This window comes from Inquilinus limosus DSM 16000 (genome assembly GCF_000423185.1).
GTDB classification, from domain to species: Bacteria; Pseudomonadota; Alphaproteobacteria; order DSM-16000; family Inquilinaceae; genus Inquilinus; species Inquilinus limosus.
The window spans coordinates 158503-173647 of record NZ_AUHM01000001.1 but is presented as its reverse complement, the minus strand read 5'-3'; the positions used below and the strand labels follow the sequence as shown (position 1 = coordinate 173647).

Below are 15145 nucleotides of genomic sequence, written 5' to 3'. Positions count from 1 at the left end.
AACGCCCGCGGCGGGGCCGCGGGCGCAGTCGTGAACCGTGCTGAAACCGATCAGGCGGCCTGGGCGGCCTGGGCCTTGAGGATGCGGTGCTTCAGGCCGCGCAGCTCGGCATCCAGGGCCGAATCCGGCACGCTGGCCAGATAGCCGTCGAGGCCGCCGCGATGCTCGATGGTGCGGATGCCGTTGGTGGTCAGGCGCAGGCGTACCGACACGCCGAGCACCTCCGAGACCAGCGAAGTGGTCTGCAGGTTCGGCAGGAACCGCCGGCGGGTCCTGTTCTTGGCGTGGCTGACATTGTTGCCGCTCATCACGCCCTTGCCGGTCACCTGGCAGCGTCGCGCCATGGGTCTATCCTCGAAGCACGGTCAAAAAGAATTGCCCGGCATCGCTGCCGGGTCGAGGGCGTTCGTATAAGGGGCCGGACGCCCGGCGTCAAGCCGAGAGTCGGCTCTTCCGTTAAACGCCTTATCCCAAACCGTCATTGCGAGCGCAGCGAAGCAATCCAGGGCGGCTCGCACCGGCCCCTGGATTGCTTCGTCGGCTTCGCCTCCTCGCAATGACGGTGAGGGCTGGAAAGCCAACGCAGGGTCTTGCGTCAACTACGCCCGCGGCGCGCTCCGGGTCACGATCACGTTCCAGGAGGCGGGCTTCAGCTTCGCCCGCAGCCGCTCGCCGTCGACCGTGACGTCGGGATTGGCCTTCGGCGCCACGGTGTTCGGCGCCTCCTTGGTGTTGACCGCCTTCAGGTTGGCGTGATGGATCTCGGTCGCCTCCACCAGCCGCCGGTCGGCGCCCAGGCCGCGCAGCGTGACGTCGAGGTCCATCGGGTCGGACAGGCTGCGGTTGAGCGCGAAGACCGCGGTGGTGCCGTCGGCCGGGTTGTCGACCACGGTGGCGTAGAGATAGGGGATCTCCGGCCAGGACACCGCGTCGTAGCCGGGCGATTCCACCTTGGCCTGCAGCACCCGGCCGTGGCCGTGGCGCGAGGCGAGGGCGAAGGGGTGGAAGATGGTCTGGCGCCAGGCCGCGCCGCCGGTCTCGGTCATGATCGGGCCGATGACGTTGACCAGCTGGGCGATGCAGGCGGCCTTCACCCGGTCGGCGTTGTTCATCAGCGCGATCAGGGCGCCGCCAACGATCAGCGCGTCCTCGGCGTTGTAGATCTCCTCGATCAGCGGCGGCGCCTCGGGCCAGCCCGGCTTGCGCATGTGCTCGATCTTGTGGGTCTTGTACCAGACGTTCCACTCGTCGAAGGACAGCATGATCTTCTTGCGCGACCGGCGCTTGGCCCCGACCGCGTCGCAGATCGCCGCCACCTCCTTGATGAAGGCGTCCATCAGCTCGATCACGCCGAAATATTCCGGCGCGGAATCGGCGTTGTTGTTGAAGTAGGTGTGCAGCGAGATGAAGTCGACCTGGTCGTAGCAGTGGTCCAGCACCTCGTATTCCCAGGCGCCGTAGGTCGCCATGTTGCGGTGGGACGAACCGCAGGCGGCCAGCTGGATGGTCGGGTCGACCCAGCGCATCACCTTGGCCGTCTCCAGCGCCGCGCGGCCGTATTCCGCGGCGGTCTTGGCGCCGATCTGCCAGGGCCCGTCCATCTCGTTGCCCAGGCACCAGAACTTCACGTCGTGCGGCGCCTCGTGGCCGTGCGACCGGCGCAGGTCGGACAGGGCCGAGCCGCCCGCGTGGTTGCAGTATTCGAGGAAGCGGCGCGCCTCGTCCGGCCCGCGGGTGCCGAGATTGACGCCCAGCATCGGCTCGACCCCCGCAGCGCGGGCCCAGTCGATGAACTCGTTGGTGCCGAAGCGGTTGGTCTCGGTCGAGAACCAGGCCAGGTCGCGCCGCACCGGCCGCTGCTCCACCGGCCCGACCCCGTCCTCCCAGTTGTAGCCCGAGAGGAAGTTGCCGCCGGGATAGCGAATGATGGTCGGGCCCAGCTCGCGGGTCAGGTCCAGCACGTCGCCGCGGAAGCCGCGGGCGTCGGCGGTCGGGTGGCCGGGCTCGAAGATGCCGCCATAGACGCAGCGGCCCATATGCTCGACGAAGGCGCCGAAGACGCGGCGGTCGAGGTCGGAGAGGACGAAGTCGCGATCGACGGTGAGCCGTGCGGAGATCATGGGTCGGTGGTCTCGGTCGGGTGGTGGACGGAAACGGCCGCGCCCGGGCGGCGCGGCCGGGAACGGATCAGCGGGCGTTGGCCAGAAGCTCGTTGACGCGGCTTTCGGCGTCGGCCAGGGCCTCGTCGACGGTCTTCTGGTTCTGGGCCGCGGCGTTGAACTCCTCAGTCAGGATCTCCTGCAGCCCGAACTGGCGCTTCACCGCCTGCGGCAGGGCGGTGCCGTCCTTGGTCAGGCTGACGATCTCCTTGCGGTGCGGCAGGTCGAGGAAGGCCTGGGACGTCGCCACCGACTTGCGCACCGGCAGGTGGCCGGTCCGCGCCCATTCGAAGTCGTTGTCCCACAGGAACTTCAGCAGCTTGACCGCGGCCTTGCGCTTGGCGTCGTCCAGCCCCGCCTTGGGCACGACCCAGCTGTGGCCGTCGGCCCAGACCTTGGAATTGCCGTAGAGCTGCGGGAAGGGCACGACGGCATAGCCGTTGCTCAGCGCGCCGCCGGGCTTGGCCGCCTCCTCGTTGTAGCTGTCGATCAGCCAGGTGCCCATGATGTAGACGCCGCCGTCGCCCTGGGCGAAGCCGGCGGTCGCCGCGGCGTAGTCCTGGTCCTTGGTGGTGTCGCCGTTCTGGTAGATCGCCTTGAACAGCTCGACCGCGTTGCGGGCCTCCTGGGTCTGCAGCTTGATCTGCGTCGGATCGGCGAAGAAGTCGGAGTTCTGCTGGTACAAGAGGGTGTAGAGGGTGCGGGCGTAATTCGCCTGCTCGTTCACCGTCGCCTGGACGAAATAGGGCTTGCCGGTCTTCTCGCGGAACTGCTTGGCCTGGGCCAGCAGCTCCTCCGGCGATTTCGGCAGGATCGGCTTGCCGTCGTCGCCGACGAGGCCGGCCTGCTTGAACAGGTTCAGGTTGATGTGCCAGAGCCAAGTGTGGGTGTCGAAGGGCAGGGCGTAGATCTTGCCGTCCTTGGTCACCCCGGTCCGGGCCGCCTCGGTGAAGTCGTCGAGGTCGATGCCGGCGGCCTTGAAGTCCTCGTCCAGCGGCTCCAGCAGGTCGCGCGAGGCGTAGTCGCTGATCACCGCCTCATGCATCACCGAGATGGTCGGCGGGTCGTCGGAGCGCAGGCGGGCGGTGAGCTGGTCGTAGCCGGGCCACTCGACGATGTCGACCTTGACGTGGACGTCAGGGGTCTCGGCGTTGAACTTGTTGATCAGCGCCGTGATGATGCCGCACTCGCCATGCGCCTGGGAGACGTCGGTGACGTTGGCGTAGTCGGCCTCGCAGGCGCCGAAGAAGCGCGACAGCGAGATCTCGGTCTTGTCCTGCGCCGGGGCGGGGCCTGCGGCGGCGGCCAGGATCAGCCCGGTCAGGGCCAGGGCAATGCTGCTTCTCATGGCTCTCCTCCCTTCGTGTGGTCCCGCCGTTCCGCCGAAGCCCGCCGCCTCAGCGGACGGCGGCCCCGGCGACGGCGGCGACGATGTATTTCTGGAAGAACAGGTAGACGATCAGCACGGGCAGCCCGGCGAAGACCGACTGCGCCATCAGGTAGCCCAGCCCCTCGGACTGGGCGAAGTTGGTCTGGGTCGAGGCCAGGCCGACGGTCAGGGTGAACATCTCCGGCTTGGTCGCGGAGATCAGCGGCCAGAGGTAGTCGTTCCAGGAGCTGAGGAAGGTGAAGATCCCCAGCGTCGCCTGGGCCGGCACGGTCAGCGGCAGCAGCACGCGCCAGAAGGTCTTGAAGCGCGAGGCGTTGTCCAGCAGCGCCGCCTCGTCCAGCTCGCGCGGGATGGCCTTGAAGTACTGCGTCATCAGGAAGACGCCGAAGGGCGCCGACAGATGCGGCAGGATCAGGCCGAGATAGGAGTTGTGGATCTTGAGGTCGTTGAACATCTGGAAGCGGGCGATGATCACCGCCTGCTCCGGCACGGCGAGGCCGATCAGCACCAGCGCGAAGACCAGGCCGCGGCCGGGGAACTGGGCGCGGGCGAAGCCGTAGCCGGCCAGCGACGCCAGCACCAGCACGCCGAGCGTCTGGCCCAGCGCCACGATCACGCTGTTCAGCACCCAGCGGAACACGCCGGAATTGGCGAGGATGTCGGTGTAGTTCTTCAGCGTGTAGGGCGCTCGGAACAGCGTGCCGGTGTCGGTCATCAGCTCGCTGTTCGGCTTGAAGGACAGGCCGGTGATCCAGGCGACCGGGACCACCCAGACGATGGCAAGCAGGATGACGGCCCAGAGGATCAGCCTGTCCCCGAGGCCCCGTCCGACCATGCCCTGCGCTTGCGTCGCTGCCATGACCGTCACCCCTCCGCCCGGCGGCGGGTCAGCAGATACTGCGCCATGGCGGCGATCAGCATCAGCCCGAACAGCACCTCCGACGCCGCGGCGGCGTAGCCCAGGTCCCAGTTGCGGAAGCCCTGCTCGTAGATGAACTGCACGATCGGGCGCGAGGCGTTGTTCGGCCCGCCGCGGGTCAGCAAGTAGGACTGCCCGAAGAGCTGGAACTGGTAGACGATCTCGACCACCGCCACGAGCACCGTGGTCCGCCGGATCGATGGCAGGGTGATGTGGCGGAACGACCGCCAGCGGCCGGCGCTGTCCAGCGCCGCGGCCTCGTACAGCTCGCGCGGGATCTGCTGCAGCGCCGCCAGGAACAGCATCATCGGCAGGCCGATGCCCCACCACACGGTGGCGACGGCGATGCCGGGCAGGGCGAGGTCCGGGTCGCTCAGGATCGGGATCGGCGCCTGCCCGAACACGGCCAGGACATTGGTCAGGAGGCCGCGGTCCGGCAGGTACATCATCTTCCAGATGATGGTGACGATGGTGACCGACAGCACCGAGGTGGCGAAGAAGGTGGCGCGCAGGACGGCGGCGGTCCGGCCCGGCCGGTTCAACGCCAGGGCGAGGGCCAGGCCGATGGCGACGAAGGCCGGCACCGTCATCAGCACGAACAGCGCCGTGTTCCAGACGGCGCCGAGGAAGACCTTGTCGGCGAACAGGCGCTTGTAGTTGACGAGCCCGGCATAGGCGCCGGTGCCGTCGAACATGTCGAACTTCTGCAGGCTGATCCAGATGCCGTCGAACAGCGGCCAGACCAGCAGCAGCAGATAGACGATCAGGAAGGGCAGGACGAAGCCGGCGTTGCGCCAGTCCGGCCCGATGCGGGCCCCGCTCACGCGCTGCGCCCGTTCGATGCTGCGGCCGGCGGCGGTGGCGGCGTCGGTCACCATCCCCTCCCTCAGGCGGCGTGGCGGCCGACGCCGTCGGCATCGAACAGGTGGACGGCGGCGGGGTCGATGCGCAGCGCCACCCGGTCCTCGACCGCGACGCCGCTCGAGCCCGCATCCTCCGCGATCAGGGTCGACCCGTCCTGCAGCCGGACATGCAGATGGGTGCGGTCGCCCAGCCGTTCGACCACCTCGACCGTGCCGCGGAGGGCGCCCTGGCCGTCGATCCGCACCGCTTCGGCCCTCAGGCCCAGCGTGATCGGCCGGTTTGCCGGCAGCCCGTCGGCCGGCACCGGGGTGCGCAGCTCGGTCCCGTCCGGCAGGCGCAGCACGGCGCCGCCTTGCTCGCCCACGACGGTGGCGTCGAGGAAGGTCATCGCCGGCACGCCGACGAAGCGGGCGACGAATTTGGTGGCCGGCCGGGTGTAGATCTCCATCGGCGTGCCGACCTGCTCGACCCGGCCCTCGTTCATCACCACGATCCGGTCGGCCAGCGTCATCGCCTCGACCTGGTCGTGGGTGACGAAGATCATGGTGGCGCTGAGGCGCCGGTGCAGCCGCGCCAGCTCGACCCGGGTGCGGACGCGCAGGGCCGCGTCCAGGTTCGACAGCGGCTCGTCGAACAGGAAGGCCCGCGGCTCCTTGACGATGGCGCGGCCGATGGCGACGCGCTGGCGCTGGCCGCCGGACAGCTGCCCGGGCTTGCGCTGCAATAGCGCCTCGATCTCCAGCGTCCGGGCGGCGTCCTGGACGCGCCGTTCGATCTCCGGCTGCTTCAGGCCGATGTTGCGCAGCCCGAACGCCATGTTCTCGAAGATCGTCATGTGGGGGTACAGGGCGTAGTGCTGGAACACCATCGCCACCCGGCGGGCGCCCGGCGGCAGGGTGTCGACCCGGGTGCCGGCGATGCGGATCTCGCCGCCATCGATCGTCTCCAGCCCCGCGATCATGCGCAGCAGGGTGGACTTGCCGCAGCCGGACGGTCCCAGGAAGACCATGAACTCGCCGGACGCGATCGACAGCGACAGGCCGTCGAACACCGTGACCGGCCCGAAGCGCTTGCTGACATCCCGGATCTCGATGTCGGCCACCCCCATTTCCTCCCCAATGGTATTATCATATGATTCGATCATCGGGGCGATCGACGGGTTTTGTCAACCGGGGCTTCCCCGGCCTATTCGATAAAAGAGGGCATGGGCGGAGACGGTCGGATGCTGGAACGAGAGATGGTCCTGGTCGGGACGATGAGCTCCCAGGTCGCGAACAGCCTGGGGATGCGGATCGTCTCCGGCGAGTTCCGGCCGAACGATTCCCTGCCGATCGAGAGCGAGCTGTGCCAGACCTACGGCGTCAGCCGCACCACCCTGCGCGAGGCGATCAAGAGCCTGGCGGGCAAGCGGCTGATCGAGGTGTCGCCGAAGACCGGCACCCGAGTGCTGCCCTTCGGCGAATGGAACCTCCTGGACCGCGACGTGCTGGCCTGGCGGCTGCAGGCGCAGTTCGACGCCAAGATCGTCGAGGACATCTTCGAGATGCGGATGTGCTTCGAGCCGCGGGCTTCGCACCTGGCGGCGCGCGACGGCACCGCCGAGGACCATGCGGCGATCGAGCACCACTTCCAGCAGCTGGCCCGCGCCTATGAGGAGAAGCAGCCGGTGAAGGTGTCGTCCGAAGCGGCGCTGGAGTTCCACCTCGCCATCATCAACGCCTCGCACAACGGCCTGTTCGTGACCATCGGCGCCGCGGTGAAGTCGGCGCTGCGGGTGTCGTCGGAGATGCTGCAGCGCCACGCCGCGCGGCCGAGCGAGGACGTGGCGCTGCACGACGCGGTCCGCACCGCGATCATCGGAAGGGAGCCGGAGGCGGCGGCGGCGGCGATGGCGCGGCTGCTGGAGGCGTCGCACGCCCGGCTGCTGCCGCTGACGACGGAGCCGAAGGGGGCGTGAGGGAGGGGCGCTCAGGCGGATGGGCCGGCGCCGCCCCCTCACCCGAAATCGCGTGCCGCGATTTCGACCTCTCCCCGAGGAGAGGTGATGGAACGGCGCTTTTCCTTTCCCTCTCCTTGGGGAGAGGGAGGGGCCCGGCGCGAAGCGACGGGAGGGTGAGGGGGCTCGCGCCGGCGGATCCGGCGGCAAGCTGGCCTTTCAATACTGGCTGCGCTCTCCCGAGACGATGTGGATGATCCCGGCGGGATCCGAGATCCAGAAGCCTTCGAAGCCGTCGGGCAGGCGTTCGATCTCGTCGCGACGGGCGACGCCGGAGGCGGCGAAATGCTCGGCCGCCTTCGGCACGTCGTCGGCCACGATCTCCAGCCACAGCTCGGCTTGGCTCAGGGCGTCGACGCGGTCGATCCACAGCTGGTTGGCGCCGAATTGGAAACCGACCGCCGGCGGATGGTTGTCCAGCGGCTTCAGGCCGATCACGTCGCGGTAGAAGCGGACGGTGGCGTCGTACTGGTGCGGCGGCACCTTCAGCGCGATGTTGCGGCCGCCGGCGAAGGACGGGGACATGGCGGTTCCTCCGATCGGGATTGTCAGCTGGCCGCGGCGATGCGCTTCTCGTATTCCCCCGCCAGCCGCGTGTGGGTGATGAAGAAGGGCTGCGGCACGCGGCCGTGCAGCCGGTCGACCAGGATGCCGAGATGGGTGTGCCAGCCGCCGGCGACGCTCACCATCTTCTCCGGCGTGATGCGGCGGTGGGTCAGCACCAGCAGAACGTCCTCGCCCTGCGGCGTCAGCTCGAAGGTCACCTCCGATTCGCCGCCGGACGGCTCGGGCCAGCTGTGGCTCAACAGCCGCGGCGGCTCCCAGCGCGTGACCCGGGCGGTGAAGCTGGCGCCCTTCTCCAGCGACTTGTACTTGGCCGGGATCTCGTCCGGCAGCGGCGACAGCTCGGAATGCAGGAAGTGCATCTCGACCTGGCCGCCGACGCGAAGCTCGACGGCGCCGCGGGCGAGCCAGGTGCCGCGCTTGTCGGACTCCGTCAGATAGGCCCAGACCCGCTCGATCGGGCCGGGCAGCAGCCGCTCGAACCGGACCTCGCCGGGGGCAGTGATGGTGCCGTAATCGGTCATGACGTCTCTCCCGTGTCGGAAGGGGCGGCGCGCAGCTGCCGCTCCAGCTCGTCCAGCCGGCCGCCCCAGAAGCGGCGGATGCGGCGCAGCCACTCGTCCAGCGCGTCGAAGCCCTTGGGGTCGAGCGCATAGATGCGCCGCTGCGCCTCGACCCGGACGGTGATCAGCCCGGCCTCGCGCAGCACCTTGAGGTGCTGGGAGACCGCCGGCCCGCTCATCGCGAATTCGGCGGCGATCTCGCCGGCGCTGCGCTCCCCCGCCGCCAGCATCTCCACGATCCGAAGCCGGGTGGGGTCGGCGAGGGCGGCGAAGGCGTGCATGGCTCTTTTATGAAGGTATCACTTAAATAAGTCAACGCTTAAATAGTTCCGTCATCGCGAGCGCAGCGAAGCGATCCAGGGCCGCTCGCTCCGGCCCCTGGATCGCTTCGTCGGCTTCGCCTCCTCGCAATGGCGAAAGGGTGTCCGGGGAAGGTTCCCCTCAGGCCGCCGCGGCCGCGGGCACCTCGACCAGGCGTGCGGGCGCCGTGCCGTCCGTCTCGATCCGCCAGCGGCGGTCGTGGAAGGCGGCGACCTTGGGGTCGTGCGAGATGGTCAGCCAGGTGGTGCCGGGCAGCCGGTCGCGCAGCAGCGCGAACATCCGCTGCTCGGTCGCCTCGTCCAGCGCGCTGGTCGCCTCGTCGAGGAACAGCCAGCCCGGCTTCATCAGGATTGCTCGGGTCATCGCCAGGCGCTGCTGCTCGCCCGGCGACAGGCGCCGGGCCCAGGATTCCTCTCGCTCCAGCGCCGGCACCAGATGGCCGAGATCGACCGCGCGCAGCGCCTCCGCCGCGGCCCCGGCGGACACCTCCTCGGGCCTGGCCGGGTAGGCGACGGCGGCGTGCAGCGTGCCCAGCGGCAGATAGGGGCGCTGCGGCAGGAACAGCACCTTCGCGTCCTTCGGGATGCGGATGCTGGCCCGGCCAAAGGGCCAGATTCCCGCCAGGGCGCGGAACAGCGTGCTCTTGCCGGCGCCGGACGGGCCGGTCAGCAGCAGCCGGTCGCCGGGGCGGACGGTCAGGCCCCGGCCCTCGATCAGCGGCTGGCCGTCGGGGAGGGTGAGCCGGACGGAGTCGACGGCCAGGTCGGCGCGCGGCTCGGCCGCCACCCGGATCTCGGTCGTCCTGGCCTGGGCCTGCGCCTCCTGGATGCTGCGGCGGAAGCCGGTGAGGCGGTCCACCGTCGCCTTCCATTCGGTCAGGTCGGTGTAGGCGGTGACGAACCAGGACAGGGAATCCTGGACGTTGCCGAAGGCCTGGACCGTCTGGATGAAGCCGCCGAGTTCGAAGGCCCGCGAGAAATACTGCGGGGCGGCGAGGATGCCGGGGAAGACGGCCGAGGCCTGGCTGTAGCCGAAGGTCAGGAAGCCCAGCAGCTTCTGCCGCCGCATCAGCGCGTAGTAGTTCTCCATGACGCTGCCGAACAGCCGCAGCAGGCCCTGCCGCTCTCCGGCCTCGCCGCCATAGAGCGCGACCGCCTCGGTGTTCTCGCGGAACCGGACCAGACCGAAGCGGAAATCCGCCTCGCGCTTCTGCTGCTGGAAGTTCAGGCCGATCAGCGGCCGGCCGACCCAATGGGTCAGCACGGTGCCGATCACGGCGTAGGCGACCGCGGCCCAGACCATGAAGTGCGGGATCACGATCTCCGTGCCGAACAGGGGGATGGTGAGCGTCCCGGACAGGCCCCACAGGATCGCCAGGAAGGAGAGCAGGTTGACGAAGTTGCCGAGGAAGCCGATGCCCAGGCTGAGCGTGCTGCCGACGAAGAGCTGGATGTCGCTGGAGACGCGCTGGTCCGGGTTGTCGGTCGGGCTGCCGGTCAGCTGCTGCCGGTAATAGGCCTGGTCCTGCAGCCACTCGCCGATCAGGTGGTCGGTCATCCAGCGGCGCCAGCGGATCTGCAGCCACTGGTTGAGATAGGCGTTGTAGACGTTGACCAGGACCCAGACGGTCGCCAGCCCGGCGAAGATCATGATCTCGTGCCAGAAGGTGGCGACGTCATAGTTCTGCAGCGCCGTGTACCAGCGGTTCCGCCAGTAGCTGAACTGGACGCTGAGGTAGACGGTGCCGAAGGTCAGGGCCAGGACCGCGGCCAGCAGCCCGATCGCCGGCCACTTCTCCTTCGACCGCCAGAACGGCATCAGGAGGGCGAAGAGGTCCTTCCAGAACCGGCGCGTGCTCTGCTTCATCGGGTGCATCCGCCGCCCGGCGGATCCTCGGCTGCGACTGCAACCGTGATATCCCCCGGGGGCGGGCCGCACCCGTGAATTTCACGTAAGTTTCCAGTAATCCGGGCGTTATCAGCGGAGGCCGGACAGGATTTCGTTCCGGTCCACCGCGGTCCAGGTCCCCGGCGCCAGCTCGCCCAGCGTGAGGTCGCCGATCGCGACGCGGACGAGCCGCAGGGTCGGGTGGCCGACCGCCGCCGTCATCCGCCGCACCTGGCGGTTGCGGCCTTCGGTCAGGGTCAGGCGCAGCCAGGCGGTCGGGACCGATTTGCGGAACCGGATCGGCGGGTCGCGCGGCGGCAGCTCGGGTTCCTCCGCCAGAAGCTCGACCTCGCAGGGGCGGGTGGGACCGTCCGCCAGCACCGGCCCGGCGGCCAGGGCGGCCAGCGCCGCCTCGTCCGGCTCGCCTTCGACCTGGGCCAGATAGGTGCGCGGATGGCCGTGCTTCGGGTCCAGGAGGCGCTTGATCAGCGGCCCGTCATCGGTCAGCAGCAGCAGCCCCTCGCTGTCGGCGTCCAGCCGGCCGGCGGCATAGACCCCTGGCGGCAGGCCGAACTCGCCGAGGCCGCGCCAGCGCCCCTCCGGCGTGAACTGGCTCAGCACGCCGTACGGTTTGTGGAAGGCGACGTAGCGGCACTGGTCCGGCTCCGGCGTCGGGCGCTTGCGCCGCTCCTCGCGCCAGCGCTCGCGCGGCGGCGGCTCGGCATCCACCCTTCGGCGGGGCGCCTGTCCGGCCGGCCTGGCGGGGCGCGCCTGGGGACGCGCCGGCTCCTCCGCGGCCTTGGCCTGCCGCGGGCGGCCGCGCCGCGGTGGACGGTCGGCCTCCGGCTCGTCGCCGGTCCAGCGCCATTCCGGCACATCGGCATAGGGATCGGCCTTCGGCGCCGGGCGGATGGTCCGCGGTTTCGGCGCCTTGCCTGCCTTGGCGGGGGCCGAGGTGCGGGGCGCCTGACCCCGCTTCGCGGCGCCGGCCCGGCGGGGCTTGCCGGAGCGCGGTTCGGCCGGGCCGCCCGGCTGCCGGCCGCGGCCCTTCGGCGGACGCGGGGGGCGGCTCATGCCGCGGCCTGGCGGCGCAGGAAGGCGGCCAGATGGTCGATCTCGGCCCGCATCGCCTCGACATTGCCGGCCATGTGCAGGCAGGCGTGGATCATGCCGCGCCACAGCCGGTACTCGTGCGGCTGCCCGGCGACGGCCAGGCGGTAGGCCAGCTGCTCGGTGTCGCTTCTCAGGCAGTCGTACTCCGCCGCGGTCAGGTACAGCGGCGGCAGGCCGGCGAGGTCGGCGTAGAGCGGCGCGGCCAGCGGCGTGCGCCGGTCGGTGCCGGCCGGAACGTAGTGGCGCCAGAACCACTCCATCTCGGCGGTGGACAGGAAGTAGCGGTCGTCGCCGCCATAGGCGAGATGTGACGGCGTGTCGTGGTCGGGCGCGAACACGCCATAGACCAGCGCCGCCGCGCGCAGCGGCCGCTCGCCGGCGTCGCGCAGCGACAGCAGGGTGGCGAGCGAGAGGTTGGCGCCAGCGGAATCGCCGGCGATCACCAGCCGGTCGGGGTCGATGCCCCAGCCGCGGCCCTGGGCGGCGAGCCAGCGCACCGCCGCGACGCAATCCTCCAGCGGGGCCGGGAACGGATGCTCCGGCGCCAGCCGGTAACCGATGCTGACCACATTCAGGCCGGAGCGCAGCGCCAGCTCGCGGCAGACCCCGTCATGGCTGTCCAGGTCGCACAGCACCCAGCCGCCGCCATGGATGTAGACGATCGCCGGCGAAGGCGACCCCCTCGTGCCGGAAGTGCCGGGGTCGTAGAGCCGTGCGGCAATCGGTCCCGCCGGGCCGGGCAGGGTGCGGTTCTCGACCCGCGAGACCGGCGGCGCGTGCTCGTTCAGCAGCGGCAGGACGGAGGCCATGCTGCGGCGCGCTTCGGCCGGGGACAGCCGCTCGGTCGGCGGCGTGTCGCCGGTGATGGCGACGATCCGCTCCAGCATGCGGGCGATCTGCGGATCCACCGCCATGATCTGGCCTTCTTTACTTGATGAAACCGATCGTCGCTCGGCTGGAGGGAACCAAAAGATCGATGCAGTGTTCGACCGCTGCCTCCCCCGCCTTGCAAGTCAGCACATCGTTCAGCAGGACACGACCGAAATTCCCACAGTCATGACCGGCGATCTCGAACACCTTGACCATGGTCTTGCCCGCGTTCAGCGGCGCCATGTCCACGGCCAGCTGGTCGACGATGATGCCCTTGGGATCGAAGATCACGAGGTCGAGCTGCAGATTGCTGTAGCTGCGGGCGGTGCCGTTGTGCATGACCATGAAGGCCCGGCAGCCGTTGTTGCCGGGTTCGAGCTTGTTCAGCTCGATGTCGATCGCCTCCTTCGGGGCCGACTCGGCGGCGGGCTTGTCCTGCGCCAGGGCCGGAAAGGTGGCAATCGCGACAAAAAAAGCGAAAAAGCGTGCCGGGCGAACCCAGGCGAAACGGCGGTTTTCAGCGGTTTTGCGGGACATATGGCCTTCCGTACGTCTGGACTCGTAGGGCACGCCATGATACCCGCGCCCCTCGTGACCGCAATGAAATGCACTTGGGCGGTCGGTGTTCCGCGGTTCGTTGAGAACGTTCCCGGGCCCGATCGCCGGCGCAGAACGTTGCCCCGTCTCCCGGCGACGCCGGGCGGATTGCGCCCGGACGGGCTCCGCCCCGCGCGGCAGCCGTGGGGGAGGCGGGCATGACGTCGAAGGGTCTCCTTCTTCTGTCGATCGCTCTGACCGGGGTCATTGCCCTGGGCGGCGCCATCGCGATCGACTCTGCGCATCTGTCATCGCCGCCCGTCGTTGCCGTCGATCTCGCCGGGATCGCGGTCGAACCCGCGCGCCTGGTCGATCCGGCCGAGGCGCGGCCGCAGCCGGCGGTCGCCACCTCGCGGCGTCTGGCCGAGGCCGCGCCCCCGCCGGCCCCGGCGCCGGACCCCAGTCCGCTGCAGGTCCTGTTCGGCTCCGCCTTCGCCGCGGTGCCGCGCTTCGCCGAGCCGCCGCAGGCGCCGCTCGATCCCTGGGCCGGCGCCCTGCAGGAGGTGACGCGCCCGGCGCCGCAGCCGCAGGAGGCCGCGCCCGTGCTGGTGCCGGTCAGCCTGCCGGGCCCGGGCGCCGAGGCCGAGCGCCTCGATGCGCCGGCGCGCCTGGCCGACCCGCTGCCGCCCCCCGCCGGATTGCCGGTCGCAGTGCCGCCGGTGCAGGTGACCAGCGAGCCGCCCCTCGCCTCGGCCGAGGGACGGGCGGAAACCACGCCGGTGGCGCCCGCCTCCCCTCCGGCGGCGGTGCACCCCGGCACCGCGGCGCTGATCGACGCCGCGCCGAGCGAGCCGAAACCCGTGGTCGTCGCCTCTCTGGCGCCGGCGGCGGATCTTCTGGCCGAGATCGCGGCCGCGCCGCCCTCGTCGATCGCGCCGGTGGCTGCGGTGGCGCCGGCGACTGCCGATCCCGTTCCATCCCAGCCTGCCGTGGCCTCCGGATCGGGGCAGGCGGTGGTGGCGGCCGATGCGGTATCCGCGGTGCAGCCCGCCATGCCGGGCGCCGCGCCGGTCTGGGCCCGGTCGCGCTCGTCCCTGCTGCGGGTCGATCGGCCCGAGCCGGATGTAACGGAGCGGCTGGATGTCGCCCTGGCCCGCGCCGTGTCGCTGATCGAGCCGGGCGGCGCATCCTGGCTGCGCGGCGCCGAGGCCGACGGCGCCGGCCGCCGCCTGACCGGCTGCGGCCCGGGCGACCTCGCCTGCAGCATCTTCGTCTCCGGCCGCGGCACCGCGCTCGACCAGCCGTCGCCGCTGCTGCGGCGCCACGGGGAACAGCCGCTGTCGATCGGCGGCGTGCCCCTGCCGGCCGAACCGAAGGAGGCCGAGCGCGCGCTGCGCTGCCTCGCCTTCACCGCTTATACCGAGGCCGGCAACCAGGGCACGCGCGGCATGGCCGCGGTGGTCTGGGTGGTGATGAACCGCATCGCCGTGGTGAACGATTTCGGCGATTCGCCCTGCGAGGTCCTGGCCGATCCCGGCCAGTTCGAGCCGCTGCAGCGCCCGCGCTTCCGCGCCTTCGCCAAGGCGGTGCGCAGCGGCGGCATGCCGCAGTTTCCGGCGCCGCTGAGCGCCCAGGACGAGATCCTGCAACGCACCGCGCGCCTCGTGGTCTGGCAGATGCTGGACGGCTATTTCGCCGATGACCCGACCGACGGCGCGCAGTACTTCCTGGCTCCGGCGGCCATGCGGGCGCTGGGCCGCGGCATGCCGGCCTGGACCAACCGTTTCCGCCGCACGGCCGCGATCGGCGACCACGTCTTCTACCGGCCGAAGCGCGGCGGCTGATCCCGGGCGGCGGGGCTGGTCCGTTCGCCCCTCCGCCCCACCTTATCTGCAGGCCGGCGCCGACGGGCCGGCCTGCCCCAAAATCGTCACGAATCTTCCCTGGCCCCGGCCCTTCGGC

At 70.3% G+C, this 15145-nt stretch carries 15 protein-coding genes; 2 read left to right on the top strand and 13 right to left on the bottom strand.

Features of this window, described 5'->3' with window-relative positions:
- Nucleotides 1–50: 50 nt before the first annotated feature.
- From rpmB to G537_RS0100870, 6 genes are all read right to left on the bottom strand, one after another.
- Nucleotides 51–344, bottom strand: coding sequence for a 50S ribosomal protein L28 (gene rpmB / locus G537_RS0100895; protein ID WP_026868512.1), 294 nt, complete (start codon nt 342–344; stop codon nt 51–53).
- A 255-nt stretch (nt 345–599) separates the two neighbouring features.
- Nucleotides 600–2120 (bottom strand): arabinosylfuranosidase ArfA, encoded by a 1521-nt coding sequence (gene arfA / locus G537_RS0100890; protein ID WP_026868511.1) that lies wholly within the window; start codon nt 2118–2120, stop codon nt 600–602.
- Nucleotides 2121–2187: 67 nt separating this feature from the next.
- Nucleotides 2188–3507 (bottom strand): extracellular solute-binding protein, encoded by a 1320-nt coding sequence (locus G537_RS0100885; protein ID WP_051247610.1) that lies wholly within the window; start codon nt 3505–3507, stop codon nt 2188–2190.
- A 49-nt stretch (nt 3508–3556) separates the two neighbouring features.
- On the bottom strand, nt 3557–4408 hold the full coding sequence (locus G537_RS0100880) for a carbohydrate ABC transporter permease (protein WP_026868509.1): 852 nt from the start codon (nt 4406–4408) through the stop codon (nt 3557–3559).
- A gap of 5 nt (nt 4409–4413) precedes the next feature.
- Complete coding sequence (locus G537_RS0100875) at nt 4414–5346, bottom strand: carbohydrate ABC transporter permease (RefSeq protein ID WP_155888444.1); 933 nt, start codon at nt 5344–5346, stop codon at nt 4414–4416.
- A gap of 8 nt (nt 5347–5354) precedes the next feature.
- Nucleotides 5355–6434 carry an ABC transporter ATP-binding protein gene (locus G537_RS0100870; RefSeq protein ID WP_026868507.1) on the bottom strand — a complete coding sequence of 360 codons (1080 nt, stop codon included), beginning with the start codon at nt 6432–6434 and terminating at the stop codon, nt 5355–5357.
- A 120-nt stretch (nt 6435–6554) separates the two neighbouring features.
- Between G537_RS0100870 and G537_RS0100865 the strand changes: the two genes are divergently transcribed.
- The gene (locus tag G537_RS0100865) at nt 6555–7289 is read left to right on the top strand and encodes a FadR/GntR family transcriptional regulator (RefSeq protein ID WP_026868506.1); all 735 of its coding nucleotides are present in this window, start codon (nt 6555–6557) and stop codon (nt 7287–7289) included.
- 198 nt (nt 7290–7487) lie between these two features.
- On the opposite strand, the gene G537_RS0100860 is transcribed toward G537_RS0100865, so the two are convergent.
- From G537_RS0100860 to G537_RS0100830, 7 genes are all read right to left on the bottom strand, one after another.
- A complete protein-coding gene (locus G537_RS0100860; RefSeq protein ID WP_026868505.1) occupies nt 7488–7853 on the bottom strand; it encodes a VOC family protein in 366 nt (121 codons plus the stop codon).
- Between the two features lie 23 nt (nt 7854–7876).
- Nucleotides 7877–8416, bottom strand: coding sequence for an SRPBCC family protein (locus G537_RS0100855; protein WP_026868504.1), 540 nt, complete (start codon nt 8414–8416; stop codon nt 7877–7879).
- The gene (locus G537_RS0100850; RefSeq protein ID WP_026868503.1) at nt 8413–8736 is read right to left on the bottom strand and encodes an ArsR/SmtB family transcription factor; all 324 of its coding nucleotides are present in this window, start codon (nt 8734–8736) and stop codon (nt 8413–8415) included. Before G537_RS0100850 ends, G537_RS0100855 begins: the two co-directional genes overlap by 4 nt.
- 160 nt (nt 8737–8896) lie before the next feature.
- Nucleotides 8897–10642 carry an ABC transporter ATP-binding protein/permease gene (locus G537_RS35775; protein WP_034850320.1) on the bottom strand — a complete coding sequence of 582 codons (1746 nt, stop codon included), beginning with the start codon at nt 10640–10642 and terminating at the stop codon, nt 8897–8899.
- Nucleotides 10643–10753: 111 nt separating this feature from the next.
- Nucleotides 10754–11737, bottom strand: a complete 984-nt coding sequence (locus tag G537_RS45535; RefSeq protein WP_081688504.1) for a pseudouridine synthase — start codon at nt 11735–11737, stop codon at nt 10754–10756.
- Entirely contained in the window at nt 11734–12690 is a 957-nt protein-coding gene (locus tag G537_RS0100835; RefSeq protein WP_026868502.1) for an alpha/beta hydrolase, read from the bottom strand. The genes G537_RS45535 and G537_RS0100835 overlap by 4 nt, the downstream gene beginning before the upstream one ends.
- Nucleotides 12691–12703: 13 nt before the next feature.
- Nucleotides 12704–13183: a hypothetical protein gene (locus tag G537_RS0100830; RefSeq protein ID WP_051247608.1), complete on the bottom strand. Its 480-nt coding sequence runs from the start codon at nt 13181–13183 to the stop codon at nt 12704–12706.
- Between the two features lie 218 nt (nt 13184–13401).
- Here G537_RS0100830 and G537_RS0100825 point away from each other — a divergent pair, with 218 nt between their 5' ends.
- Entirely contained in the window at nt 13402–15027 is a 1626-nt protein-coding gene (locus G537_RS0100825) for a cell wall hydrolase (RefSeq protein WP_026868500.1), read from the top strand.
- Nucleotides 15028–15145: the final 118 nt, after the last annotated feature.

Bases quoted from the DNA above. Each gene is read 5' to 3' on its own strand.
- rpmB (WP_026868512.1), bottom strand. From the start codon at position 344: ATGGCGCGACGCTGCCAGGTGACCGGCAAGGGCGTGATGAGCGGCAAC.
- arfA (WP_026868511.1), bottom strand. From the start codon at position 2,120: ATGATCTCCGCACGGCTCACCGTCGATCGCGACTTCGTCCTCTCCGAC.
- G537_RS0100885 (WP_051247610.1), bottom strand. From the start codon at position 3,507: ATGAGAAGCAGCATTGCCCTGGCCCTGACCGGGCTGATCCTGGCCGCC.
- G537_RS0100880 (WP_026868509.1), bottom strand. From the start codon at position 4,408: ATGGCAGCGACGCAAGCGCAGGGCATGGTCGGACGGGGCCTCGGGGAC.
- G537_RS0100875 (WP_155888444.1), bottom strand. From the start codon at position 5,346: ATGGTGACCGACGCCGCCACCGCCGCCGGCCGCAGCATCGAACGGGCG.
- G537_RS0100865 (WP_026868506.1), top strand. From the start codon at position 6,555: ATGCTGGAACGAGAGATGGTCCTGGTCGGGACGATGAGCTCCCAGGTC.
- G537_RS0100860 (WP_026868505.1), bottom strand. From the start codon at position 7,853: ATGTCCCCGTCCTTCGCCGGCGGCCGCAACATCGCGCTGAAGGTGCCG.
- G537_RS0100855 (WP_026868504.1), bottom strand. From the start codon at position 8,416: ATGACCGATTACGGCACCATCACTGCCCCCGGCGAGGTCCGGTTCGAG.
- G537_RS0100850 (WP_026868503.1), bottom strand. From the start codon at position 8,736: ATGCACGCCTTCGCCGCCCTCGCCGACCCCACCCGGCTTCGGATCGTG.
- G537_RS35775 (WP_034850320.1), bottom strand. From the start codon at position 10,642: ATGAAGCAGAGCACGCGCCGGTTCTGGAAGGACCTCTTCGCCCTCCTG.
- G537_RS45535 (WP_081688504.1), bottom strand. From the start codon at position 11,737: ATGAGCCGCCCCCCGCGTCCGCCGAAGGGCCGCGGCCGGCAGCCGGGC.
- G537_RS0100835 (WP_026868502.1), bottom strand. From the start codon at position 12,690: ATGGCGGTGGATCCGCAGATCGCCCGCATGCTGGAGCGGATCGTCGCC.
- G537_RS0100830 (WP_051247608.1), bottom strand. From the start codon at position 13,183: ATGTCCCGCAAAACCGCTGAAAACCGCCGTTTCGCCTGGGTTCGCCCG.
- G537_RS0100825 (WP_026868500.1), top strand. From the start codon at position 13,402: ATGACGTCGAAGGGTCTCCTTCTTCTGTCGATCGCTCTGACCGGGGTC.